The sequence below is a fragment of the Actinoallomurus vinaceus genome (assembly GCF_039542055.1).
GTDB classification, from domain to species: domain Bacteria; phylum Actinomycetota; class Actinomycetes; order Streptosporangiales; family Streptosporangiaceae; genus Actinoallomurus; species Actinoallomurus vinaceus.
In genome coordinates this window covers 323,033-347,696 of record NZ_BAABHK010000007.1, presented here as the reverse complement: position 1 = coordinate 347,696, position 24,664 = coordinate 323,033, and the positions used below count along the sequence as shown (strand labels likewise).

Below are 24,664 nucleotides of genomic sequence, written 5' to 3'. Positions count from 1 at the left end.
TCGGATTCAAATGATTACCTTGAGTTGACGTTATGGTCAGGGTGTCGCTAACGTTCGAACGTGCGTTCAGCGTCGCGTCCTGTTTCCCGTTCGGCCGGTGGCCCTGCCCGTGGGTTCGCCGCGCCGTTCGTTGCGCTGGGGTCGTCGGGTGTGGCGATTCGTGACCGGCTCAAGGGTCTGATCCCGCAGGATGTGACGGTGTTGCGGCTGGTGGGTGACCATCTGGGGTCGCTGGCCTCCTGCGATCTGAAGGGGCGGTGTGCGGCTGGGCTGGATCATGACACCGGCCAGTGGGCGGAGCGCAAACGGGCTTTGACCGCCGAGTCGTCGTCGCGGTGGGTGGGTTCGATCACGAAGGCCACGCATGATCAGTGGGCGCTGGCACGGCGCGGCCGGCTCGCTCACATTCAAAGCTTGGAGGCCGGGATCGCCACGATCACGCATCGGCTGTCGCTGCCGGTGGGTGAGAAGGGCACGAAGCGGTCACCGGGTGGTTACCGCGACGCAGAGGAGTGGTTCGCCAAGACCCGCCGCTTGGGCGTGTTGCAGGACCGGCTGGCCGCCGCTCGGGCGGACTGGCAGGCCGGGCGCGTTCGTGTCGTGCGGGGAGGCAAGCGGCTGCTGCGCACCCGGCACAACCTGGATGCCGCCGAGCTCACCAAGGCCGAATGGCGCGAGCGCTGGGAGGCTGCGCGCCGGTTCCTGGCCGCTGATGGCGAATCCGGGAAGCGGTACGGGAATGAGACGATCCGCGTCACGCCTGAGGGTGAGGTCAGTATCAAGCTCCCGGCGCCGTTGGCGTACCTGGCCAACGCCGCACACGGCCGGTACGTTCTCACCGCGAGGGTGTCATTCCCGCACCGGGGCGACCAGTGGCGTGACCGAGTGAGCGCCAACCGGGCGGTGGCCTACCGCATCTGCGAGGACGTTCAGCGCGGGCGCTGGTACCTGACCGCTTCCTGGACCATCCCGCCGGTCAAGACCGTCCCGCTGCAAACCGTCCGGGCGGGTGGTGTGATCGGGGTGGACACCAACGCCGACCACCTGGCCGCCTGGCGGCTGGACACCCACGGCAACCCGCTCGGCGAGCCGCGCCGGTTCGAGTTCGACCTGTCCGGTAGCGCCTCCCACCGCGACGCCCAGGTCCGGCACGCCCTCACCCGCCTGCTGCACTGGGCGAAACAGCACGGCCTTGCCATCGCGATCGAAGACCTGGACTTCACCGCGGACACGACACGCGAGAAACATGGGCGGCGTAAGCGGTTCCGGAAACTGATCTCCGGCATGCCCGTGGCCAGGCTGCGCGCCAGGTTGGTGGCGATGACGGCCGAGCTCGGCATCACGATCGTCGCCGTCGACCCCGCTTATACCAGCAAGTGGGGAGCCCAGCACTGGCAAAAACCGCTTACCAGCAAGAACAGGAACGCCACCCGCCACGATGCGGCGGCGGTGGCGATCGGACGACGCGCCCTCGGGCACCCGATCCGGCGACGGACGACACCGCCCCCTGCTCACCAGAGCGATGAGCAGGGGCATCGGACCGTCCAGGCCCGACCGGACGCCCCAGGGCGTGAGGAACCCCGCCCCCGCATCCCCGGACCACCGACACGATCGGATGGGACCGGATGCGGAGCGAACGCGGGCAACCAGGACGCCCAACACCGTTCGGAGCGTCCGGCTGAGTACGCACAACTTGCGCTCAGTCTTTAGGAACGGTGGTGAAGTGGGGGCGGTCGGGGGTTGGGATCCATTGGCGTTGCGGGTCGTACGGCCGATAGCGCCCGCTGATGTGGGAGATCAGCAGGCCTAGCGCCGGATGAGGATTCCGGCCGTGCCACAGGAGTGACCATGGGTACGCGGGAGTGGGCGCGGTGACCGGGATCTGGACCACGTCGGGGCGCCAGGGGAGCCGTGTCCTCTCGCCGTTGAAGGTGACCAGGCCGTCCGCTCCGACGCGTTCCACCAGATGCTCGTGGCCGAAGAGGGGGAGGCCGGACGTGTCGTACCTGATGGCGAATTCGTCGCCGAGAAAGCGGTAGAACTCCGCCCACTCGGTGTCCGGCCGGGCGATCCCCGGCATCCAGATCGTCGTGCCCGCCAGTTCGGACATCTCCACCTCGCGCCGGCCGGCGAGCGGGTGCCGGCGGCCGACCAGGAGGTGGAGCGGTTCGAGGTACGCGGGTGTGCACTCGATGTCCTCGCCGAGTGCCCCGGTGGCCCGGCCGAGGAAGGCGTCGATCGATCCGCGGGCCAGTTCGGGCAGTGCCTCGGTGAGGCCCCTCGAGGTCACGATCTCCAGGTCGACCTCGCCGACGGCGTCATGGAAGCCCCGGACGATGTCGATCGACGCCAGCCAGGTGGCGAGCACGTCGATGCGCAGGGCCCGGCGCCGGCCGCGCAGCATCGCGACGGCCTGATCGGCGAGGGCGATGAGCGCACGCGCGTGCGTGAGGAAGGACACCCCGTCCTCCGTCAACTCCGTTCCCGTGTGCAGGCGGTGGAAGAGCACGACGCCGAGATCGGCCTCGAGCCGTGCGACGCGCTTGGAGATCGCCTGCTGGCTCAGGCCGAGGCGGGCGGCCGCCTCGCTGAAGGAACAGTCCTCGGCGACGGTGACGAAGGCGCGGACGGCGGCGAGATGCAGGTCCGGCCCATCTCGCTGCACAACCGGAGGTTGTCGCAGGTGGGTGTGTCCGTTGTTAGACAACCCCTTCTTCCTTTCGGTCGAATGTCGGACGCCGATGAGACCGTACAACCAAAGGGAGTGACCGGTGGGTTCGTTCGTCCACTTGCACGTCCATACCGAGTACTCGATGCTCGACGGCGCCGCGAAGACCGGGCGCCTCATGGAGGAGGTGGATCGGCTGGGGATGCCCGCCGTCGCGATGAGCGACCACGGCAACGTGCACGGCGCGTACGAGTTCTACCATTCGGCGAAGAAGACAGGCGTCAAGCCGATCATCGGGATCGAGGCGTACGTCGCCCCGGCGTCGCGGTTCCACAAGCAGTCGGTGTTCTGGTCCGACAATCTCGCGCTGCGTAAGTCGAACGATGACACCGGCGAGGGCGGCGACGTCTCCGGGCGTGGCCTCTACACCCACATGACCATGTGGGCCGCCGACGCCGAGGGCCTGCGGAACCTCTTCCGGCTCCAGTCACGTGCCTGGCTCGAAGGCCACGTGCAGAAGTACCCGCGCATGGACGACGAACTGCTCGCCGAGCACGGCACGGGCATCATCGCCACGACCGGCTGTCCGTCGGGCGCGGTACAGACCCGCATCCGTCTCGGCCAGTACGACAAGGCGCTCGAGACCGCCGCGACGTACCGGGACGTCTTCGGCAAGGACAACTACTTCCTGGAGCTGATGGACCACGGTCTCGCGATCGAGCGGCGAGTCCGCGACGACCTGCTGAGGCTCGGCAGGGAGCTCGGCCTGCCGCCGCTGGCCACCAATGACTCCCACTACGTGACCGAGGATCAGGCGGAGGCGCACGACGCCCTCCTGTGCGTCGGAACCGGCAAGCGGCTCGCCGACCAGAACCGTTTCCGGTTCTCCGGCAGCGGCTACTACGTCAAGACCGCCGAGGAGATGCGGTCCCTGTGGGACGGCGAGGTCCCGGGCGCCTGCGACAACACCCTCCTCATCGCCGAACGCGTCGCCGACTACGGCGAGGTCTTCGCCCACCGGGACCTGATGCCGAACTTCCCGGTCCCCGAGGGGGAGACCGAATCGTCGTGGCTGCGGAAGGAGACCCTGGCCGGCGCGCGGCTCCGTTACAAGGGCGACCCGCCGCAGGAGGCATTGGACCGTATCGACTACGAGCTGTCCGTCATCGACGACATGGGCTTCCCCGGCTACTTCCTCGTCGTCGCCGACATCTGCCGGTACGCCCGCGAGAACGGCATCGGCCTCGGTCCCGGCCGAGGCTCGGCCACCGGATCGCTGGTGGCGTACTGCACGGGCATCACGGAGCTCGACCCGATCGAACACAAGCTGATCTTCGAGCGGTTCCTCAATCCCGAGCGCGTCACCATGCCCGACGTCGACCTGGACTTCGACGACCGCCGTCGCGACGAGATGATCGACTACGTCACCCGCAAGTACGGTGACGACCGCGTCTGCCAGATCGTCACCTTCGGCACCATCAAGGCCAAGGCGGCGGTCAAGGACTCCTGCCGGGTGCTTGGCCTCCCGTACGCGCTCGGGGACCGCATCACCAAGGCGTTCCCCGCCGCCGTCGGTGGCAAGGAGATCCCGCTGTCGGCGATCCACGACGAGAACCACCCCCGCCACGGCGAGGCCGCGGAGCTGCGGAGACTGTACGAGGAGGAGCCCGACGTCAAGCGGGTCGTCGACACCGCCGTGGGCGTCGAGGGACTGACGCGCGGCACCGGCATCCACGCCGCCGGCGTGATCCTGTCGTCCGAGCCGCTGATCGACGTGCTCCCGCTCGTGAAGCCGAAGGCCGACGGGCCGACCATCACCGGGTTCCCGTTCACGCAGGCCGAGGACATGGGCCTGCTGAAGATGGACTTCCTCGGCCTGCGCAACCTCACCGTCATCAACGACGCGATCGCCAACATCAGGGCCAACAAGGGCGTCGAGATCGACATCCGCGAAGTCCCCCTGGACGACGGGAGGACCTACGAGCTGCTGGCGCGCGGCGACACGCTCGGGGTGTTCCAGCTCGACAGCGGCGGGATGCGGGTCCTGCTGCGGCTGATGCAGCCGTCGACGTTCACCGACATCGCCGCCGTCAACGCCCTGTACCGGCCGGGGCCGATGGAGATGAACGCCCACACCAACTACGCGCTGCGCAAGACCGGCAAGCAGCAGGTCGAGCCGATCCACCCGGAGCTGGAGGAGGCGCTGGAACCGATCCTGGGCGACACCTACCACCTGGTCGTCTTCCAGGAGCAGGTCATGGCGATCGCCCGGGAGCTGGCCGGGTACTCCCTCGGCGGCGCCGACCTGCTGCGCCGCGCGATGGGCAAGAAGAAAAAGGAGGTCCTGGACCAGCAGTGGGAGACGTTCTCGGCCGGCATGGCCGGCAACGGGTTCTCCGCCGAGGCGACCAAGGCCGTCTGGGACGTCCTCGTCCCCTTCTCCGGGTACGGGTTCAACAAGTCCCACACCGCCGGGTACGGCGTCGTCTCCTACTGGACCGCCTACCTGAAGGCGAACCACCCGGCCGAGTATCTGGCCGCGCTGCTCACCTCGGTCGGTGACGACAAGGACAAGATGGCGGTCTACCTGTCGGACTGCCGACGCCTCGGCATCAAGGTCCTGCCCCCCGACGTCAACGAGTCCGAGCTGAACTTCGCCGCCGTCGGGCAGGACATCCGCTTCGGGCTCGGCGCGATCCGTAACGTGGGCGCGGCCGTCGTCGACGCGATCGTGAACACGCGGAAGGGGAAAGGCGCCTACACCGACTTCAACGACTTCCTCACCAAGGTCCCCGCGAGCGTCTGCAACAAGCGCGTCATCGAGTCCCTCGCCAAGGCCGGCGCGTTCGACGGCCTCGGGCACCACCGCAAGGCCCTCGTCATGGTCCACGAGCAGGCCATCGACTCGGTCATCGACGTGAAACGCAACGAGGCCCGCGGTCAGGACTCCCTCTTCGGGGCCTCCGACGAACCCGAGGACACCCCGTTCTCCGTCGCGCTCCCCGAGGACGAGTGGGACAAGAGCACCCTGCTCGCGTTCGAACGCGAGATGCTCGGCCTGTACGTCTCCTCGCACCCCCTCGACGGCGCCGAGCGGGTCCTGGAGGCGGCCCGCGACACCACGATCGCCGAGCTGCTCGCCTCGGGCCGTACGGACGGGTTCGTGCGGATCGCCGGGATCATCGCCGGCCTGCAGCGCAAGGTCACCAAGAAGGGCGACCCGTGGGCGATCGTCGCCCTCGAAGACCACGACGCGTCCGTGGAGTGCCTGATCTTCCCCAAGAGCCACACCCTCTACGGCGAGGCGCTGGCCGAGGACCGGGTGGTCACGATCCGCGGCCGGATCAACGTGCGGGACGAGACCCTGAGCGTCTACGGGGAGGAGGTCACCGTCCTGGACGTCTCCCAGGTGAGCGACGGTGAGCCGCCCGTGGTGATCCGTCTTCCCGAGGCCCGGGTGTCCGCTGACGTCGTCCGCGAGCTGAAACGCATCCTGGAATCCCACCCCGGCCGCGCTCCCGTGCACCTGAGGCTGCAGGCGCGACGACCCGACGGGAAGGGACTGCTGATCGACCTCGACCGATTCCGCGTCCAGCCGGAACCGTCGTTCTTCGGGGACATCAAGTCGCTGCTCGGCGCGAACGCGGTCGGCGCATGACCGCCGAGCCCACGCACCACCGGGCGCGCTCAACGTGGCGAGCATGCCCGCGGTGTGCCGGTGAGATCCTCGCCGTACTGCGGATGCCCCACGGCTGGCCGACCGAACAGGGCACCGAGGTCAACGGCACCGCGGAGATCCTGCTGTGTGCCCACTGCGACGGCGATGATCCGGTCACCGGGCCGATCGCCGCCTTCTTCGCCGTCCACGGGATCGCGACCGACCGGACCATCGGCGTTCTCGCCCGGCTCATCCGGCGGTGGATCGAGAACGCCAGGCCGCCCCACCTCGACCAGGCGGCCCTCGACGCCGAGGTCGACGCCTGGTATCGAGGTGAGCTGTGATCCCGGCGACGGCCGTCCCTCAGCGCTGCTCCATGCTCCATTCGAGGATGCCGCCCGACACACCGTCGCCGAGGTGTGCCTCCAGCCGGAAGGCGGCGGACCGTACGGGGGTGAACGTCGTGCGGTTGTAGGCGTCGCGCGCGGTGCCGTACGCGGACGGATTCTCAACGGGTCGCCACGTGTCGCCGTCGCGGTACAGCAGCCGCCACGACGCCGGGACGCGGCACTGCCCGTGTCCGGTGTCGTCGAACCAGTACACGGCCGTGGCGGCGGCCGTGATGGGCTCGGGGTAGTCGTACTGGACCCACTCGACGCCCCCGCGGTGGTCCCACCAGGTGAAGCGCGGGATCGACTCGTCGGCGGAGTTCGCCGGCTCGATCCCGTCGCAGAGCGCCTCGGTCGTGTCGCCCTGCCACAGGTGGGAGGCCGTGGCGACCGGCACGACCGTCCAGTCCCGGGCGTCCGGGCCGTGGCCGATGGCGGGGAACGCGGTGATGCGCAGGCGTGCGGCGCCCATCGGGATGAGCGTGACGGTCTCCGCGGGCTCGGCCGACCTGACGGGGCCGTCCTGCAACCGCTGGATGACGTTCTCGTCGTCGGCCCGCCAGGCCGGGATCCGGCGGGCCCGCGCGCGGATCTCCAGGGGCGCGCCCCGCCGGGTGAACGGGTTTCCGCGCGCCGGCCGCCGCCGTACGGTGAAGGAGCGGCCGTCGAGGCCGTAGTTCCACGGCGAGCCGGCGGTGACCTCGTACTCCGGCCAGGCCGTGGTTCCGGCGAACCGCCGCCAGTTCTCCTCGATGGCCAGGGAGAAGGTGAGCGGGCCGTGCTCCACGGAGACGGCTCCGTGGTTCTTCTCCCAGGTACGGGTGGTCGTGCGCATGGGGAGGCGGAGCTCGATCCGGTCCCCGTTCCGCCAGGTGCGGGTGACGACGACGTAGCAGGGTGGTGCCGCCCGTACAGGCACGGGTGAACCGTTCACGCGCAGCGCGGGCTTCTCGCACCACTGCGGAACGCGCAGGTAGAGCGGGAAGTCGACGGGGCGCGGCGCGGAGATCCGCAGCGTCACGGTCTCCTCGAACGGATACCCGGTCTCCTCGGTCACGGTGACGACGGTGCCGTCGGCTCCGACCTTCGCCGTCACCTCGGACGCGGCGTACATCGAGGCGCACAGCCCGGAGTCGTACGTCGCGAGCCAGAGTTCCTCGGCGAAGTACGGCCAGCCCATGCCGTAGTTGTGCGGGCAGCAGCGGTAGTTGTGCACGCCCGGCATGTACGCCTGCATGGCGAAGTCGTTGTCGAACTGGCCGTGCGACTTGGCGACGTTGTCGAGCTGGACGCAGTTGGCGCTGGTGACGTAGTGCGTGCCGCGTTGCGCGGGGTCGAAGGCGGCGGGCAGCGAGTTGACGGCGATGTCCTCGCACCGGTCGGCCCAGACCGGGTCCCCGGTGATCCGGGTCAGCAGCTCGAAGCTGTGCATGAGCTCGACGAACCCGCAGGTCTCGAAGCCCTGCCGGGGATCGGTGAAGTACGGGCGGCAGTTCTCGTCGCCGGCGAACCCGCCGCCGGGGAACTGGCCGTACGTGCCCATCACCGTGTCGAAGTTCTGGTAGGTCGCCGTGCGCAGCGCCGGGTCGCCGGCCAGCACGCCGTACTGGATCGGCTCGCGGAACCCCTGGGCGAGGTTGACGTTGTGCCAGGTCGGCAGGCCGGTGACGTAGTCGGCGGAGCCGGCGTGGATCTTGCGTACGAGGTCGAGGAGCCAGGCCTCCCCGGTCCGGTTGTAGGCCCAGTAGACGCTGTCGATGGTGTCGCCCCAGCGGTACGCGCCCCAGCCGCGTCGGAACACCTCGGCGGGCTGACGGTTCTGGAAACCGAAGTACCGCATCAGGAACGGCGTGATCCGCTCGTCGCCGGTCGCCTCGGCGTACGAGCGGAGCGCGTCGAGGACGGGCATGTGCGGCCAGAAGTCGGGGCCGCCGTCGAGGAAGGTGCGATGGGCGGCCGGCCCGAACCAGCCGTCGGCCTGCTGGGCGGCCAGGATGCCGTCCACCCACCGGCGCGTCAGGCCCCGTACGCGCTCGTCGCCGGTGACGATGCCGAGGTCGGTGAACCCGCGCAGCCAGTACGGAAGCTCCTCCCAGCCTCCCTTCGAGGGATCGACCCACCCGTTGGTGTCGTAGTTCAGATAGTCCGATACTTCGGGCATGCGGCCGTTGAGGCCTTCGACCTGCAGGTCGAGCTGCCGCCGCAGCCATCCCTTCGGCCGTACGCTTCCCGGCGGCAGCTTGAGGAACGGCGCCGGTCGCAGCGGCGCGCGGTTCGGCGTGTAGTGCCCGCCCGCCGAGGCGGCCTCGACAGTGCGCAGGACCCGTACGCCGCCAGGGAAGCGATCCGCGCGGGCGGGGCTCCCGACGCCGGCGGCCGCGACGCCCCCGGTCACAGCGAGGCCGCGGGTGAGGAACGTCCGTCGTTCCATCGGCTCTCTCCTTTCCACGGGAGGCGGGAGGGACCGGGTGGTCCCTCCCGCGCTGGGTCACTTGCCGGATCGGTAGAGGGCCGCGACGTCGTCGGCGGACAGGGCCCGGTCGAAGACGTGCACCTGGTCGAGGGCGCCGGGCCAGAAGTCGACCTGGTTGCCGCCGTACTTGCCCCGGCCGATCACGGTGTGGCCGGTGGAGGGGTCACCGAGGCACGCCGACGCCGTCCCGGCCTTCTCCCCGTTGACGTAGAGGGTCAGGGTTCCGGTGGCGGCGTCGCGGACGCCGGTGAGGTGGTACCACTGCCCGGTCTGCGGCGCGGCCGGGGCGAGCGCCCGGACGCCGGCGAAGCTGAACGCGAACCGGTCGTCGGCGCCGGAGTACTGCAGGTAGAACGCGCTGTTGGTGTCGCCGTCCTGGCTGACCGCCGTGGCGAACGAGCCGCGCCGGTCGAGTTTCACCCAGGCGGACACGCTGTAGTTCCCGGTCGTGTCCAGGATGGCCGCGCCGGTGTCGGCGAACTGGTTCGAGCCGTTGAACTGCAGCGCGGACCCGGAGTGCCCGGTCGTCCAGGCCGGCCCGTTCACGAGCGTGGCGTCGCGGGAGCCCGCGGTGTCCTTGGCCACGGTGCCGGTCCCCTCGTCGAGGGGGTAGAAGGCGACGCCGTCGAGGCCCGGGGTGCCCGGCGGGAAGCTTCCGCCGCCGCCTTGGCCGACCGAACCGGACGCCTTGATGAGGGCCAGGTTGGCCTTGCGCACCTCGTCGGCGCCGGGCTTGAGGACCTTGCGGTCGTAGGTGTAGATGCCGTTGAGCTCGTTCTCCACGTCGGTGATCTGGGTGTAGACGGAGGCGGAGAGGCCGCAGCCCTTCTCGACCTGGAGCAGGCGGTTCTGCAACTCGGTGTAGCGCCGGGTCAGCGTGGCCGCGTCGGGTTCCATCTCGTAGGCGAAGCCGTGGGCCGGGTCGTACATGTGGCCGTCGACCTTGAGGCCCAGGCCGCCGTACTCGCCGTCCACCGAGGCGCGAACGCCCTGCTGGATCGGCGTGCCGGGGCCGACGTAGGTGTGGTCATCGCGGATGTCGCCCTCACCGTTGTCGGGAAGGGAGTCGCAGCAGTTGACACCGCTGTCGGCGTTGACGAGGCGGCTGGGGTCCCACGACTTGATCGCGGCGCTGATGCGGCCGGGCTCGTACTCGCCCCAGCCCTCGTTGAACGGCACCCAGACGACGATGGACGGGTGGCTGCGGTGCTGGTCGACCAGCGCGTGCAGCTCCGTCTCGAACTGCGTCTTGGTCGCGGCGGACGGCGAGTGCCCGGCGTACGTCGCGGGCATGTCCTGCCAGACGAGCAGGCCGAGCCTGTCCGCCCAGTAGTACCAGCGGTCGGGTTCGACCTTCACGTGCTTGCGGACCATGTTGAAGCCGAGGCGCTTGTGCGCCTGGAGGTCGAACCGCAGAGCCGCGTCGGTCGGGGCGGTGTAGATGCCGTCCGGCCAGAAGCCCTGGTCCAGAGTCCCGACCTGCATCGTGAAGGTGCCGTTGAGCAGCATGCGGACCTTGCCGTCCGGACCCTTGCCGAGCGAGATCGAGCGCATCCCGAAGTAGGAGCCGACCTCGTCGGCGGGCCCGTGACCGTTCCGCAGCCGTACCTTCAGCGTGTACAGGTACGGGTCGTCGGGCGTCCACAGGTGCGGCTTGGCGATGTGCAGCCGCAGCTCGGTCCCGGCCGCTCCGGTGACCCGGCCGACCTTCCGGCGCCCGGCGTACGCCGTCGCCTCCACGGTCCCGGCCTGCGCGCCGGCCGCGTGGACGGTGAGCCGCAGGTCCTTGGCGGCCAGGCCCGGGGTCGTGTCGACGCGCTCGACGTGGGCGGCCGTTACCGGCTCCATCCAGACGGTCTGCCAGATGCCCGAGGAGGGCGTGTAGAAGATGCCGTCTCCGGGGGCGCGCTGCTTGCCGAGCGCCTGGGTCCCGATGTCGGTCGGGTCGTCGACCCCGACCACGAGCTCCTGCGGCCTGGTGCCCCGGACCGCGTCGGTGACGTCCGCGGTGAAGGCGTCGTATCCGCCGGTGTGGGTGGCGACCCGCACGCCGTTGACGTAGACGGTGGTGTGGTAGTCGACGGCCTGGAAGTGCAGCAGGAGCCGGTCGCCGTGCCAGGAGGGCGGCACGGCGAAGGTCCGGCGGTACCACATGTGGTCGACGTGCCGTTTGATGCCCGACAGCGCCGACTCGATGGGATAGGGGACGAGGACGCGTTCGGCGAGGTTCTGGCCGACGGGCGGGGCCTGGCCGGCGGTAGCCTCGGCGAACTGCCACGAGCCGTTGAGGTTCTGCCACCGGTCCCGTGTGAGCTGGGGCCGGGGGTACTCCGGGAGGGCGTTGCGGGCCGAGACCTGGCTCGTCCACGGGGTGGTCAGGGGCGGGTCGGCGGCGGCAGGCGCCGCGCCGGCGGGGTTCGCCGCGGCGTGCGTCGCGGGGGACAGGAGGGCGGCGATCAGCGTGCCGGCGAGGAGGGCGGCGGCTGCGGGGCCGCGGGGCCGGGCGCGGCGCACCGGGCGGAAGAGGGACACGGACGGTCTCCCGTCTGTCGGAGGGAACCGGCGGAGGCGACACGCGGTGGGAGGCGGCGATACGGCGGCCGCGAAACGCCCACCACGGGACATCACGGCTCAGCATGAGCGAGGCTGATCGGATTTGCAATATTCAGATCGATGCAACGCTGTCTTTCTGATCGGTATTGACAGAACCCGATCAGTGGTGACTCAATACGGGCACCTCCTGACCCGCACGAAGGGACCGGCCATGACCGTGCCTGCGACCCCCCGACGGACGTCCTCACCCGCGTGGGTGCTCACCGTGGCCCTCGCCCTGGTCACCGCCGCCGGCTGCGCCAAGTCGGAGAAAGACCAGTCGGCCGGCGCGCAGTCCGGCCAGCAGCCCCAGCAGGTGGTGCAGACGCCGTCCGGGAACGCGCCGTCCTGCACCATCGGCCGGTTCGGCGGTACGAAGTTCGACCTCAAGACCTCGGTCGTGGGCTTCTCCCAGTCCGAGAAGGAGGCCAACCCCTTCCGCATCGCGGAGACGCAGTCGATCAAGGCGGAGGCGAAGCAGCAGGGCATCACCGGGCTGCGCGCCACCAACGGCCAGTCGCAGTTCAGCAAGCAGATCAGCGACGTGCAGCAACTCATCGCCCAGGGGGCCAAGGCCCTCGTCATCGCGCCCCTGAACTCGGACGGCTGGGAGCCGGTGCTGCAGCAGGCGTCCGCCAAGCACATCCCGATCATCACGGTGGACCGGAAGATCAACGCCACCGCCTGCAAGGACTACGTGACCTTCATCGGGTCCGACTTCTACCAGCAGGGCAAGCGGGCCGCCGATCAAATGATCAAGGCCTTGAACGGCAAGGGGAAGGTCGCGATCCTCCTCGGCTCGTCCGGCAACAACGTGACCACCGACCGCACCAACGGCTTCAAGGACGAGATCGCCAAGCAGGCGCCCGGCATCCAGATCACCTTCCAGCAGACCGGTGACTTCGCGCGCGAGAAGGGCCAGCAGGTCACCGAGCAGATGATCCAGAGCCACCCGGACGTCAACGCCATCTACGCCGAGAACGACGAGATGGCGCTGGGAGCGGTGACCGCCCTGAAAGGCGCGGGCAAGAAGGCCGGCGACATCAAGATCGTCTCGGTGGACGGCACCCGGAACGCCGTGGCCCAGATCGTCAGTGGCTGGATCTACGCGGTCGTGGAGTCCAACCCCCGCTTCGGCCCGCTGGCGTTCCAGACGCTGAGCAAGTTCGTCAACGGCGAGCCCATCCCCGACAAGGTGATCATTTCCGATCGGGAGTACGACTCCTCCAACGCCAGGCAGTCCCTGGCGACCGCGTACTGACCGATGCTCCGACACCATCGGGGGTGCCCGTGACCGTGACCAAGCCCGAGGACCGGCGCCCGCCGCACGATGACGCGCCGGTCCTGGAGGCCCGCGACATCGTCAAGCGCTTCACCGGGGTGCTCGCCCTCGACCACGTGTCCCTCAGCCTGCGCCCCGGTGAGGTCCACGCGCTCGTCGGCGAGAACGGCGCGGGCAAGTCCACCCTCATCAAGGTGATCACCGGCGTCCACCGGCCCGACGAGGGCTCGGTGCTGCTGGCCGGGCGGCCCGCCGGCTTCGCCGGGCCCCTGGACGCGCAACGGGCCGGGGTCCAGGCGGTGCACCAGGAGATCGGCCTCGTGCCGGACCTCAGCATCGCCCGCAACCTGCTGCTCGGCCGCGAGCCGCGCCGCGCCCTCGGGCTGATCGACTCGCGCCGCATGCACGAGACGGCCGCCCGGACGCTGACGTCGTACGGCGTGCGGGTGGACGTCCGGCTGCCGCTGCGATCCCTCGGCGTGGGCGCGCAGCAGATGGTCGCGCTGGCGCGGGCGGTCTCGGTCGACGCCCGCGTGGTCATCATGGACGAGCCGACGTCCTCCCTCGAACCCCGCGAGGTCGACACGCTCTTCGGCGTCATCGACCGGCTGCGCGACCAGGGCATCGCCGTCCTGTACGTCAGCCATCGCCTGGACGAGCTCTACCGGATCTGCGACGGTGTCACCGTGCTGCGCGACGGCCGAGTCGTCCACCAGGGGGCGCTCGCGGACCTCGACCGGCTCCGCCTCGTGTCGCTGATGCTCGGCCGGGACGTCGCGAAGGTCCGCGCGGAAGGCGTCACCCGGTTCTCGGGGGCCCACGAGGTCTCCGGAGAGCCGGTCCTGGAGGCCCACGGGCTGTCCAGCCGGTACCTCCTCGACGACGTCTCGCTCACCGTCCGGTCCGGTGAGGTGGTCGGGCTGGGCGGCCTGCTCGGCGCGGGCCGCACCGAGACGGCCAAGGCCATCGCCGGGGCGCTGCCGCTCGACGCGGGACGCGTCACCGTGGCCGGGCTGTCCGTGCGCCGGGGGTCGGCCGGCGCCGCCGTGCGCGCGGGCATCGCGCTGCTGCCGGAGGACCGCAAGGCCGAGGGCATCGTGCCGACCCTGTCGGTCCGCGACAACATCGCGCTGGCCGCCCTTCCCCGGCTGGCCCGCGCCGGGGTCGTCTCCGACGCGCGCATCGACCGGATCGTCGACACGTTCATGAAGCGGCTGCGGATCAAGGCGACCGGGCCGCACCAGCCGGTGGCCGAGCTGTCGGGCGGCAACCAGCAGAAGGTGCTGCTGGCCCGCTGGCTGGCCACCGAGCCGAAGGTGCTGCTGCTGGACGAGCCCACGCGCGGCATCGACGTCGGCGCGAAGGCGGAGGTCCAGGCGCTGGTCGACGAACTCGCCGAGACGGGTCTCGGCGTCCTTCTGATCTCCTCCGACCTGGAGGAGCTGGTCGAGGGCTCCGACCGCGTCGTCGTCCTGAAGGACGGCGCCGTGGTCGGCGAACTGACCGGAGACGAACTCACCGAGGAGGGCGTGATGACCACGATCGCGCAGGGGGTCTCATGAGCGAGGCCGCCGTCGCGCTGCCCCGGCCGGCCGGCGCGCGGGTGCTGACCTGGCTGCAGAACTACGGGGTGTACGCGGCGATCGGCGTCCTGATCGTCGTGAACATCGGGATCACCCCGCACTTCCTCAGCATGGAGAACCTCCGCACCCAGCTGGTCCAGGTCGCACCGATCGTCATCGTCTCCCTCGGCATGGCCCTGGTGATCGGCACGGAGGGCGTCGACCTGTCCGTGGGCTCGGTCATGGCCCTCGCCACCGCGCTGCTGCCCCTCTACCTCGGGTACGGGGTCGGGCCGGCGATCCTCGTCGCGCTGCTGGGCGGTGTCGCCGTCGGGCTGGTCAACGGCTCGCTCGTGGCGTTCGTACGGGTCCAGCCGATCGTCGCCACGCTCGCGCTGTTCGTCGGCGGCCGGGGGCTCGCCCTCGTGCTGGCCGGCGGTCAGCTCAAGGACGTCCACAACGCGGCGCTGCTGGACCTCGGCTCGTCGAGCGTCGTCGGCGTTCCCCTGCCGGTCGTGGTCGCGGGCGCGCTGACCCTTCTGGTGGCGGGCGTCGTCCGGCGCACGACGTTCGGCCGGCAGCTCGTCGCGATCGGCGGCAACCGCACGGCGAGCGTCCTGTCCGGCCTGCCGGTCCGGCGGGTCCTGCTGCTGGTGTACGTGCTGTCGGGCCTGCTGGCCGCGGTCGCGGGCGTGCTCGCCACCGCCCGGCTGCAGGCCAGCGACCCGTCGTCGCTCGGCCTGCTGATGGAGCTGTCGGCCATCACCGCCGTGGTGGTCGGCGGCACGCCGCTCACCGGCGGCCGGGTGCGCGTCCTGGGCACCGTCGCCGGCGCGCTGCTGATCCAGCTCGTCCGCGCCACGCTGATCAAACACGACCTGCCCGACTCGGTCGCCCAGATGGTGCAGGCAGTGATCATCCTCGCGGCGGTCTACGCCGCCAGGGGAGGGGCCGGACGATGACCACCGAGCAAGCGGCCGCCGACGCGCCCGTCATCCACGACACCTACCGGCCGAGCGGGCGCGACCGCGCCTTCGGCCTGATCCAGCGGCACGGCGCCACGGCGGTGCTCGCGCTCCTGCTCGCCGTCGGCTCGCTCGCCTTCGACCGCTTCCCGACCGGTGAGAACCTCGGGGACATCGCCATCACCTCGACGTTCCCCGCGATGGTGGCGCTGGGCATGACCTTCGTCATCATCACCGGCGGCATCGACCTGTCGGTCGGCTCGGTCTTCGCGCTCGGCGGGGTGCTGGCCGCGTACGCGGTGCGGTGGGGCACCCCGGCCGCGCTCCTGGTGCCCCTGGTCGTGTGCGGCACGATCGGCCTGGTGCAGGGCCTGCTGATCGCGCGGGTCCGGCTGGCGCCGTTCATCGTCACCCTGGCGGGCCTGCTCGGCGCGCGCGGCCTGCTGCTGTCGATCTCGCACGAGGGCGCGACGACGTACCTGATCCCGCACGGGTCGGCGCTCGCCCGGCTCGGCCAGGGACGTCTGCTCGGGCTGGGCTACCCGGTCTACCTCACGCTCGCCCTGTTCGTCGTCGGCGCCGTGCTGCTGCAGCGCACCGGGTTCGGCCAGGCGGTGTACGCCATCGGCGGCGCGGAGGACGCCGCCGCGCTGATGGGCGTGCGGGTCACCCGCACGAAGATCATCGTGTACGCGCTGTCCGGCACGCTGGCCGGGCTCTCCGGGGCGCTGAACGCCGCCCGCCTGTCATCGGGCGTGACGATCCTCGGGACCGGAATGGAACTCGACGTCATCGCCGCGGTCGTCATCGGCGGCACGCTGCTCACCGGCGGCGCGGGCTCCGTCAGCGGCACGATCGCCGGCGTTCTCCTGCTCGGTGTGATCCAGAACCTGATCAACCAGATCGGCGACCTGTCCTCCTCCTACCAGCAGGTGGTGAGCGGCGCGTTCCTGGCCGTCGTCGTGGTGGCGCAGACCTACCTGAGCCGCGCGCGCCGGATGTGACATCAGGCTTAATATAAGCCCCGAAAAAAGTTCGCCCAGACTTATTGACACCGCCTCTGACCGCGGTCAGTCTCTCGGGAGAGCGCGCTCCTTCTTCACCTCCCGGCGCCATTTCAGCGCCGGGAGTCCTTCGGCCGTCCAGCCGTGCGGGCGGCGGTCCTCCGCCGCCCCGCCGTGCCCGTGAAGAGGAGCCCGCCCCGATGAAGCCCCGCATCCGGGCAGCGGAACGTCCCGCTGTGACCTCTGTAGTGATCACGATCCTGACCCTGCTCCTGGCCTGCGCAGGTGCCCTCCCGTCGCCTCCGGCGAGCGCGGCCCCCGCGCTGCTCTCGCAGGGGAAGCCGGCCACCGCCTCCTCGGTGGAGAACGCCGGCACACCCGCCTCGGCCGCCGTGGACGGCGACGCCGGGACCCGGTGGTCCAGCGCCTTCAGCGACCCGCAGTGGCTGCAGGTCGACCTGGGCGGTCCCGCCACCCTCAGCCAGGTCGTCCTCACCTGGGAGACGGCCTACGCGACGGCCTTCCAGATCCAGGTCTCCGACGACGCCGCCACCTGGAGCACCGTGTACAGCACGACCGGCGGCACCGGCGGCACGCAGACCCTGAACGTCTCCGGCGCCGGGCGGTACGTCCGGATGTACGGGACGGCGAGAGCCACCGGCTACGGCTACTCGCTCTGGGAGTTCCAGGTGTACGGCACGAGCGGATCGTCGTCGGACGCCACACCGATCTCCGCTTTCAAGCAGGTGCGCGCCTCTTCGACGGAGGGCGACAACGCCCCCGGCGCGGCGGTGGACGGACGGACGAACACCCGCTGGTCCAGCCAGTTCACCGACAACGAGTGGCTGGAGGTCGATCTGGGCGGACCCGCCACCATCACCGGCGCCACGCTCGTCTGGGAGAACGCCTACGCCACCGGATACCGGATCGAGGTGTCCGACAACGAGACGAACTGGACCCCGATCTACACCACGACGACGGGCAAGGGCGGCACCGAGAACCTCAACATCTCCGGTACGGGCCGCTATGTGCGCTTCTACGGCACGGCGCGCGCCACGGGATACGGCTACTCGCTGTGGGAGTTCCAGATCTTCGGCTCGGTCGACACGTCGGTGAGCACGCCGCCGCTGCTCTCGCCGCCGACCAAGGCCCCGGCGACGACCGACCAGTTCGCGCTGACGTCGCCGGCCGACCACGCCATGGTCACCGACACCCGCCGCCCGGTGCTGTCCTGGTCCGCCGTGTCGGGCACCGCGCACTACGAGGTGTGGATCAACGTCAGCCGCACCGACTACGACTTCACCGCGTCCGGCCGGCTGCTCGACCTCTACACCAAGGTCGCCGAGCCCGCGGCAACGACCGGCTACACGCCGACCTGGGACCTTGGCGACCGCTGGACCTACAAGTGGTTCGTGGTCGCGGTGAGCGGTTCCGGCGCCCGGACGACGTCGAACATCCGCACGTTCAGCGTCTACCTGCCTGCCATCAAGGCGGCCGGTGACGGCGTGAACATCGTGAACGGCGCCCGGGACCTCAACAAGGACGGGACGATCCAGCCGTACGAGGACTGGCGGCAGCCGGTCGAGACGCGGGTCGCCGACCTGCTCGGCAGGATGACGCCTGAGGAGAAGGCGTACCAGATGTTCTACAACGCCCAGACGTACGCGCAGTCGGGGTGGCACTTCGGCCCGGCGCAGCCGAAGGACCTCGACGCGGTGCTGCGGGCCGCCGCCGGCACCCGCCTCGGCATCCCGCCGGTCTCCGCAGGCGACACCATCTCCGGCTACGAGACCACCTATCCGCTGCAGAGCGCGCTGGCCGCCGGCAAGGACTACCCACTGGACTACAAGCTCGGCGACATGCAGCGCCGCGAGGAACTCGAGGTCGGCACGCGCGGTGTGCTCGGGCCGCTCGCCGAGGTCGGCACGAAGGTGCTCTACCCCCGCATCCAGGAGGGCGGCGGCGAGAACGCCGACGTCGCGGCCGCTCAGGTACGGGCGCTGGTGACCGGTCTGCAGGGCGGGCCGGAGCTGAACCCGGAGTCCGTCCTCGCCACCGTCAAGCACTGGCCCGGTGAGGGGGCCGGCGGCGAGGCGGGCATCGTCTACGACGCGGTGACGATCAAGTACCACATGATCCCGTGGCGGGCCGCGCTCGACGCCGGAGCGGTGAACATCATGCCCGGCTACGCCGGCAGCTCGTACCTCGACCCGGGCGGTCCCGGCGCGGGCAACAGCAAGCCCATCCTCGACTACCTGCGGGGCAACCTGGGCTACACCGGCCTCATCACGACCGACTGGCTGCCGTCGAGCGCGTGGATCAGCGCGGCGAACGCCGGCTCCGACGTGATGGGCGGGGCCGACCCGGGCGCGGCCGGGTTCACCATCGCGAGCTTCCTGTCGAGCGTGCCGATGTCCCGGATCAACGACGCCGTCACCCGGATCCTGCGGCTCAAGTTCGAGCTCGGGATCTTCGACCGCCCGTACGGTGATCCGGTCAACGGCCCGTACCGCTTCCACCAGCCGTCGTACGCCGCGCTGGCGAACCAGGCCGCGCGCGAGTCCATCACCCTGCTGAAGAACAACGGCGTCCTCCCGCTCAAGCTCAAGGCGGGCGACAACATCGTCGTGGCTGGGCCGCGCGCGACCGACGGCGCCTCGTGCTGCATCTGGACGAGCTACTTCCACCAGAACTACGGCTCGCTGGACATCCTGGACGCGATCAAGGCCCGGGCGGCCAAGGACGGCGTCAACGTCTACTCCGACAGCGGACCGTCGCCCAAGCTGGCCGTGGCGGTCGGCGAACCCAGTTACACGCACGCCACCGCGTGGGTGAAGGAGCAGCCGTACCTGCCGGCGGACCAGCTGGCCATCATCCAGAACTTCCACAACCAGGGCATCCCGGTGGTCGTGGTGATGGACCTGCCGAGGCCGACGGTGATCTCCGACTGGAACGGCATCGCCGACGCCATCGTGATGACCTACCGCGGCGGCGAGGAGGTCGGCCCGGCGACGGCGTCGCTGCTGTTCGGCGACTACACGCCCCACGGGTCACTGCCGTGGCAGCTCCCGCGCAGTGTCGACCAGGTCCTGAAGCCGGGCGGCACGGACACGCCGGCCGACGCCGTCGAGGACTGGAGCCTGCCGTACGACCTGGGCGCGACCGCCGCCGAGCGCGCCGACCTCCGCGCGAAGATCGACGCCGGTCAGTCACCGCCCACCACGTACGGGAACCCTCTTTACCCCTATGGTTTCGGGCTTCACGCCTGGTAGGGGAGCGGCCTGCACTACTATCCGGATAGTAATAACTATCCGGATAGTAGTTCTCTGTAAGGGGTGCGGGTGTCTCATCTGACGTACACCGAGGCCGTCGTGGTCGGGTTGCTGCAGGGCGTTGCGGAGCTGTTCCCGGTCTCCAGCCTCGGCCACAGCGTCCTGCTCCCGGCCCTGGTCGGTGGCCGGTGGGCGCGCGACCTGAACGTCTCGGCCCCGGAGTCGCCGTATCTGGCGTTCATCGTCGGCCTGCACGTGGCGACGGCGATCGCCCTGCTGGCCTTCTTCTGGCGGGACTGGGTCCGCATCATCGGCGGCTTCCTGACCTCGGTGCGCGATCGCCGCATCGAGACCCCCGACCAGCGCCTGGCCTGGCTGATCATCTTCGCCACCATCCCGGTCGGGATCACCGGGCTGCTGGTGGAGCACACGTTCCGGACCGTGCTCGGCAAGCCGGTCCCCGCGGCGATCTTCCTCGCCCTCAACGGCGGAGTGCTGTACGCGGGGGAGCGCCTGCGCCGCCGGGAGTCGCGGGCGGCGGACCGGGCGGTCGCGGCCTCGGTCGGGAGCACGGCGACCGACCTGGCGCTGGCGTCGGATCGGCGCCTGGCCGGGCTGAGCCTCGCCCGGGGGACCGGCATCGGCGCGGCGCAGATCCTCGCGCTGCTGCCCGGCATCAGCCGTTCGGGCGTGACGATGGTCGCGGGCCTGCTGCGCGGGCTGTCCCACGAGGACGCCGCCCGGTTCTCCTTCCTGCTGGCCACCCCGGTGATCCTGGCGGCGGGGGTGCTGAAGATCCCCGACCTGACCGGTCCGCTCGGTGACGGCATCCACGGTCAGGTGCTGGTCGGCAGTGTGCTGTCGGGCGTCGGCGCCTACGTGTCCGTGCGGTTCCTCACCCGGTACTTCGAGACGCGGACGCTGACGCCGTTCGCCGTGTACTGCGTGGTCGCCGGGCTGGGCAGCCTGATCTGGCTCGGAGTCCGCTGACCCGGTGGCCGGGTCGTCGCGCCCACCGGGCGGTGGGCGCGACGACGACCACCGACGCTAGCCTCAAGCTCTTACCGAATTTTCGGCATTTACTCGATGGCCGGGTCGACCCTCACTAGCATTTAGTCTTGCATTTCCCTTTGCCTCGGTGGTAGCCGTATTTGGCGCACCGATGGGTCTTGGGGTTCATCTTGAGGCAGCATCGGGTACACGGCGGAGGTTTGGCGGTGACGCGCGCCACCGATGCCGGGACGGCACTCGTCCCGGCGTTCGCCGCACCACTGGGCGTCATGGCGGCCCCGAGCGCCAGCATGGCGACGGTCCCGGCCGCCGCCGCCAACCGTGTGATCTTCCGAGTCATGAGATCCCCTCTTTCTGGTATTTCGGCACCACTTCAACAGGTTTGCAGTTTTTACCGTTTTCCGGGAGGGGTGGAAGCGGCGGTGCGGGCGACACCTGAACAACATTTATACGCTGCTTGAAATCCACTTTGTCAAGTGTCAGGCTGCCGATGGTCGTCGTGATGAAACGGGGCATGAAACGCCCGGTTGGGTAGGTAGTTGAGCAGGAGCGACGATCGGGGGCGGCATGCGTAGACCGGACAGGCGTCACGTGCTGATGGCCATGGCAGCGGCGGGAGCCGGGCTTCTGGCCGGCGGAGTGCCCGAGCTGACGCGGACGCCGGGGCCGGACGCGCCGCCGAAGAGGCCGTCCAGGCGCGCGCTGAAGGCGGCCCGTCAACCTCTCCGCGACCCTGGATACGCGCACGGGCCGCTGCACCCGCTGCGCCGACCGGTGCACAGCCTGCACGACCTGACGCCGGCCGCTCCCCCGAACGCCGTCGCGCTGACCATCGATGACGGTCCGCACCCCCGGTGGACGCCGATGATGCTGGATCTACTCGCCGAGTTCCGGGTGCCGGCGACGTTCTCCCTCATCGGGGAGCAGGTCGTTCAGTTCCCGAAGCTGGTCGAGCGGATCGTGGCCTCAGGGCACCAGATCTGCGATCACACCGTCACCCACCCGCTGAACCTGCCGCGGCTCTCCGCCGACCAGATACGGGACGAGATCGGCGGCGCCCACGACCGCATCGCCCAGACCGCCCGGGTCGCCCCGCGGTACTTCCGCTCGCCCGGCGGCGCCTGGTCCGCCCAGATCATGGACACGGCCACCGCCCACGGGATGATCTGCATCGACTGGGAGATCGACCCCCGGGACTGGGCGCGCCCCGGGAGGATCGCCATCACCGACCGGATGCTCCGCGCTCGGGCCGGCGACATCATCCTGTGCCACGACGGCGGCGGCGACCGTTCCGAGACGATCCAGGCACTGCGCACCGTGATCCCCGCTCTCCAAGGGCGCGGCCTCACCTTCGTGGCGCTGTGAGCAGACGGCCGACCTCCCCGGTCCGGGCGCGGGCGAGGTCAGGCCCTCCCTGCTTCGGGACGGTGATGGTGGTGGATCTCCATGGTCTCCAGGCTGCCGTGCAGATCGGTGGCGGCGTCCAGCGCTCCGGCCCCGGACATCGCCAGGCAGGCCGCCAGGGCGGCCGCCATGCCGGGCAGCAACCGCGAGCGTCTCGGTGCCGGAGCGGCCAGGAGCGCCGCGACCCGGCGGGGGACGGGACCGGCCGTGGCGGAGAAGACGGGACCGGGTGTGGAGACAGGTGAGCCCGCCCGGCTCCGCGCCAGCGCGGCCCGCGCGATGGCGCGGGCCACGAGGCGCCGGTCCCCGACGGCGTCCGCCGCCGACTCGTCGGCCCAGCGCTCGAGGTGGTAGCGCAGGGGGCCGCGAAGCGCGGCCAGCGCCGGATGCAGGACGGTCGCCACGTCCATCGCCAGGGTGAACCAGTGGTGGCGGCCGGAAAGATGAGCGCGCTCGTGGGCGAGCAGGACGTCGCGTTCGCGGGCGTCCAGGGACCGCAGCATGCCGGTCGTGACCACGATGGTGCCGGGACGCCCGGGAACGGCGTAGGCGTCCGGCAGGTCGTCCCGCACCACGGCCAGGCCGCCCCGCCGTGGCCGGACGGCGTTCCGGGCCAGCGTGAGCATGGCCAGCCGCCGATGGAGGGTCCATACCGCGAGGGCGAGCGTCGCGACGAGGGCCGTACCGGCCGCGCACGCGAGCGGTACGGGGACCGGCGACATTCGCCGCAGCAGGAGGGGGGAGACGTCCTCGGCGGCCGCCACGAACGGGATCCGGAGGAGCCCGGCGCCGGTCAGCAGCATGAGGGCGAGCGTGGTGCAGCCGGACAGGAGGACGCCGGTGGCGGCCAGCAGCCACGAGGCCGACCGTGGCGACAGCCGATCCCCCAGGAGGCGGACGAGCGGCACCGCGAGCAGGGGGACCAGCAGCGGTATCCATACGGCGACGACCATGCCCTTCATTATGGGCGCACGCGTGGTGGCCGCCCGCACGACCGTCTCGTCCACGTGATCTACTATCGATGTAATACACACGCATGGAGATCGACGTGACCAAGGAGCGCGAGCAGGGGCGACGGCCCGCCGGCATGCTCGAGGACGCCGTGCTGGCCGCCCTGTGGCAAGGCGGCCGGCCGATGAGCCCCGCCGACGTGCAGGCCGTGCTTCCCGACACCCCGGCGTACACCACGGTGATGACCACCCTCGCGCGGCTGCATCGCAAAGGCCTGGCCACCCGCACCCGGGCGGGACGCGGGTACGTCTACTCGCCCAACGTCGACGAGGCGGCGCACACGGCGACCGCGATGCACGACCTGCTCCGGCGGCGTCATGACCGCGCGGCCGTACTGGCCCGCTTCGTGTCCGATCTGGCCCCCGAGGACGAACGCCTGCTGCAGCAGCTGCTGCGCCACGACGACGCCGACTGAGGCAAGGCTTGCCTAAAACTACTATCCCAGTAGTATTAGGCAAGCCTTGCCTGTCTAACGTGCACGAACGGTGCGGCAGAGGCATGCATCACATCTCGACCCTCGGAGTGTCCTCATGGGATCCGCACAGATCGCCGTGCTCGGAGCCATAGCCGGCTTCACCATCTACCTCGGCCTGCCGATCGGCCGGCTGCGCTCGCCTCTACCGAAGGTTCGAGCCCTACTGAACGCGACCGCCACCGGCATCCTGATCTTTCTTCTGTGGGACGTGCTCGCGCACGCATGGGAGCCGGTCGACACCGCGCTCGGCCATCACGGGTACGGCGCGGCGATCGGCAACGGCGCGGTGTTCGCGGTGTGCTTCGGTATCGGCCTGCTGGGCCTCGTTCATTTCGACCGCGCGATCGCGCGCCGCGCCAGGCCGGCGGCTCCGGGGCGGTCCGGCCCCGGCGCGGCGTCGGCGGCCGAGTTCCGGGCCGAGACCACCGGTCTGGCGCGCCTGGGCGATCTGCCGATGATGATCGCGATCGGTATCGGGCTGCACAACTTCGCCGAGGGTCTGGCGATCGGTAACTCCGCCGCCCACGGCGAGTTGCAGCTCGCCGTCCTGCTCATCATCGGGTTCGGCCTGCACAACGCGACCGAGGGATTCGGGATCGTCGCCCCCATGGCCGCCGAAAGCCGCCGCCCGTCATGGGGCTACCTGGCGCTACTCGGCCTCATCGGCGGCGGCCCGACGTTCCTGGGCACTCTCATCGGCCAGCGTGTCGTAAATGACACGGTGTCCATCGGATTCCTCACCCTGGCCGCCGGATCCATCCTGTACGTGGTGATCGAACTGCTGGCGGTGGCCCGCAAACTGGGCCTGAAGACGCTGACCACCTGGGGCATCCTGCTGGGCGTGCTGGCCGGTTTCGCCACCGACGCCATCGTGACCGCCGCGGGAGCCTGAGCCCTG

The 24,664-nt window shown here is 70.3% G+C and carries 17 protein-coding genes; 12 read left to right on the top strand and 5 right to left on the bottom strand.

The window, feature by feature from the left end; genetic code table 11:
- The first annotated feature begins 150 nt into the window (after nt 1-150).
- Nucleotides 151-1,710, top strand: a complete 1,560-nt coding sequence (locus ABEA24_RS25830; RefSeq protein WP_345433636.1) for an IS200/IS605 family accessory protein TnpB-related protein — start codon at nt 151-153, stop codon at nt 1,708-1,710.
- Here ABEA24_RS25830 and ABEA24_RS25825 read toward each other — a convergent pair.
- Entirely contained in the window at nt 1,700-2,665 is a 966-nt protein-coding gene (locus tag ABEA24_RS25825; protein ID WP_345433635.1) for a LysR family transcriptional regulator, read from the bottom strand. The two genes, ABEA24_RS25830 and ABEA24_RS25825, sit on opposite strands and share 11 nt — an antisense overlap.
- 106 nt (nt 2,666-2,771) lie before the next feature.
- On the opposite strand from ABEA24_RS25825, the gene dnaE reads away from it, so the two are divergent.
- On the top strand, nt 2,772-6,326 hold the full coding sequence (gene dnaE / locus ABEA24_RS25820; RefSeq protein WP_345433634.1) for a DNA polymerase III subunit alpha: 3,555 nt from the start codon (nt 2,772-2,774) through the stop codon (nt 6,324-6,326).
- On the top strand, nt 6,323-6,670 hold the full coding sequence (locus ABEA24_RS25815) for a DUF6300 family protein (protein ID WP_345433633.1): 348 nt from the start codon (nt 6,323-6,325) through the stop codon (nt 6,668-6,670). Before dnaE ends, ABEA24_RS25815 begins: the two co-directional genes overlap by 4 nt.
- A gap of 19 nt (nt 6,671-6,689) precedes the next feature.
- On the opposite strand, the gene ABEA24_RS25810 is transcribed toward ABEA24_RS25815, so the two are convergent.
- On the bottom strand, nt 6,690-9,146 hold the full coding sequence (locus ABEA24_RS25810) for a beta-L-arabinofuranosidase domain-containing protein (protein ID WP_345433632.1): 2,457 nt from the start codon (nt 9,144-9,146) through the stop codon (nt 6,690-6,692).
- Nucleotides 9,147-9,203: 57 nt separating this feature from the next.
- On the bottom strand, nt 9,204-11,720 hold the full coding sequence (locus ABEA24_RS25805; protein WP_345433631.1) for a LamG-like jellyroll fold domain-containing protein: 2,517 nt from the start codon (nt 11,718-11,720) through the stop codon (nt 9,204-9,206).
- 232 nt (nt 11,721-11,952) lie between these two features.
- Here ABEA24_RS25805 and ABEA24_RS25800 point away from each other — a divergent pair, with 232 nt between their 5' ends.
- From ABEA24_RS25800 to ABEA24_RS25775, 6 genes are all read left to right on the top strand, one after another.
- Nucleotides 11,953-13,041, top strand: a complete 1,089-nt coding sequence (locus ABEA24_RS25800; RefSeq protein ID WP_345433630.1) for an ABC transporter substrate-binding protein — start codon at nt 11,953-11,955, stop codon at nt 13,039-13,041.
- Nucleotides 13,042-13,076: 35 nt separating this feature from the next.
- Nucleotides 13,077-14,624: a sugar ABC transporter ATP-binding protein gene (locus tag ABEA24_RS25795; protein WP_345433629.1), complete on the top strand. Its 1,548-nt coding sequence runs from the start codon at nt 13,077-13,079 to the stop codon at nt 14,622-14,624.
- Complete coding sequence (locus ABEA24_RS25790) at nt 14,621-15,586, top strand: ABC transporter permease (protein ID WP_345433628.1); 966 nt, start codon at nt 14,621-14,623, stop codon at nt 15,584-15,586. Before ABEA24_RS25795 ends, ABEA24_RS25790 begins: the two co-directional genes overlap by 4 nt.
- Nucleotides 15,583-16,593: an ABC transporter permease gene (locus tag ABEA24_RS25785; RefSeq protein WP_345433627.1), complete on the top strand. Its 1,011-nt coding sequence runs from the start codon at nt 15,583-15,585 to the stop codon at nt 16,591-16,593. The genes ABEA24_RS25790 and ABEA24_RS25785 overlap by 4 nt, the downstream gene beginning before the upstream one ends.
- A gap of 236 nt (nt 16,594-16,829) precedes the next feature.
- The gene (locus ABEA24_RS25780; protein WP_345433626.1) at nt 16,830-19,865 is read left to right on the top strand and encodes a discoidin domain-containing protein; all 3,036 of its coding nucleotides are present in this window, start codon (nt 16,830-16,832) and stop codon (nt 19,863-19,865) included.
- Nucleotides 19,866-19,934: 69 nt separating this feature from the next.
- Complete coding sequence (locus tag ABEA24_RS25775; protein ID WP_345433625.1) at nt 19,935-20,855, top strand: undecaprenyl-diphosphate phosphatase; 921 nt, start codon at nt 19,935-19,937, stop codon at nt 20,853-20,855.
- A 357-nt stretch (nt 20,856-21,212) separates the two neighbouring features.
- Here ABEA24_RS25775 and ABEA24_RS25770 read toward each other — a convergent pair whose 3' ends face one another.
- The gene (locus ABEA24_RS25770; protein ID WP_345433624.1) at nt 21,213-21,392 is read right to left on the bottom strand and encodes a hypothetical protein; all 180 of its coding nucleotides are present in this window, start codon (nt 21,390-21,392) and stop codon (nt 21,213-21,215) included.
- A 51-nt stretch (nt 21,393-21,443) separates the two neighbouring features.
- Between ABEA24_RS25770 and ABEA24_RS25765 the strand changes: the two genes are divergently transcribed.
- Nucleotides 21,444-22,241, top strand: coding sequence for a polysaccharide deacetylase family protein (locus ABEA24_RS25765; RefSeq protein ID WP_345433623.1), 798 nt, complete (start codon nt 21,444-21,446; stop codon nt 22,239-22,241).
- Nucleotides 22,242-22,279: 38 nt separating this feature from the next.
- Here the strand turns inward: ABEA24_RS25765 and ABEA24_RS25760 are convergent, their stop codons facing one another.
- Nucleotides 22,280-23,287 (bottom strand): M56 family metallopeptidase, encoded by a 1,008-nt coding sequence (locus ABEA24_RS25760; protein ID WP_345433622.1) that lies wholly within the window; start codon nt 23,285-23,287, stop codon nt 22,280-22,282.
- Between the two features lie 29 nt (nt 23,288-23,316).
- Here ABEA24_RS25760 and ABEA24_RS25755 point away from each other — a divergent pair, with 29 nt between their 5' ends.
- Both ABEA24_RS25755 and ABEA24_RS25750 read left to right on the top strand, forming a co-directional pair.
- Nucleotides 23,317-23,706 (top strand): BlaI/MecI/CopY family transcriptional regulator, encoded by a 390-nt coding sequence (locus ABEA24_RS25755; protein WP_345433621.1) that lies wholly within the window; start codon nt 23,317-23,319, stop codon nt 23,704-23,706.
- A 115-nt stretch (nt 23,707-23,821) separates the two neighbouring features.
- Nucleotides 23,822-24,658 (top strand): ZIP family metal transporter, encoded by an 837-nt coding sequence (locus ABEA24_RS25750; RefSeq protein WP_345433620.1) that lies wholly within the window; start codon nt 23,822-23,824, stop codon nt 24,656-24,658.
- The last annotated feature ends 6 nt before the right edge of the window (nt 24,659-24,664 follow it).

Excerpts from the sequence above, each read along its gene's own strand:
- ABEA24_RS25815 (WP_345433633.1), top strand. The coding sequence starts at position 6,323 with ATGACCGCCGAGCCCACGCACCACCGGGCGCGCTCAACGTGGCGAGCA.
- ABEA24_RS25810 (WP_345433632.1), bottom strand. The coding sequence starts at position 9,146 with ATGGAACGACGGACGTTCCTCACCCGCGGCCTCGCTGTGACCGGGGGC.
- ABEA24_RS25800 (WP_345433630.1), top strand. The coding sequence starts at position 11,953 with ATGACCGTGCCTGCGACCCCCCGACGGACGTCCTCACCCGCGTGGGTG.
- ABEA24_RS25790 (WP_345433628.1), top strand. The coding sequence starts at position 14,621 with ATGAGCGAGGCCGCCGTCGCGCTGCCCCGGCCGGCCGGCGCGCGGGTG.
- ABEA24_RS25785 (WP_345433627.1), top strand. The coding sequence starts at position 15,583 with ATGACCACCGAGCAAGCGGCCGCCGACGCGCCCGTCATCCACGACACC.
- ABEA24_RS25770 (WP_345433624.1), bottom strand. The coding sequence starts at position 21,392 with ATGCCCCGTTTCATCACGACGACCATCGGCAGCCTGACACTTGACAAA.
- ABEA24_RS25765 (WP_345433623.1), top strand. The coding sequence starts at position 21,444 with ATGCGTAGACCGGACAGGCGTCACGTGCTGATGGCCATGGCAGCGGCG.
- ABEA24_RS25755 (WP_345433621.1), top strand. The coding sequence starts at position 23,317 with ATGGAGATCGACGTGACCAAGGAGCGCGAGCAGGGGCGACGGCCCGCC.
- ABEA24_RS25750 (WP_345433620.1), top strand. The coding sequence starts at position 23,822 with ATGGGATCCGCACAGATCGCCGTGCTCGGAGCCATAGCCGGCTTCACC.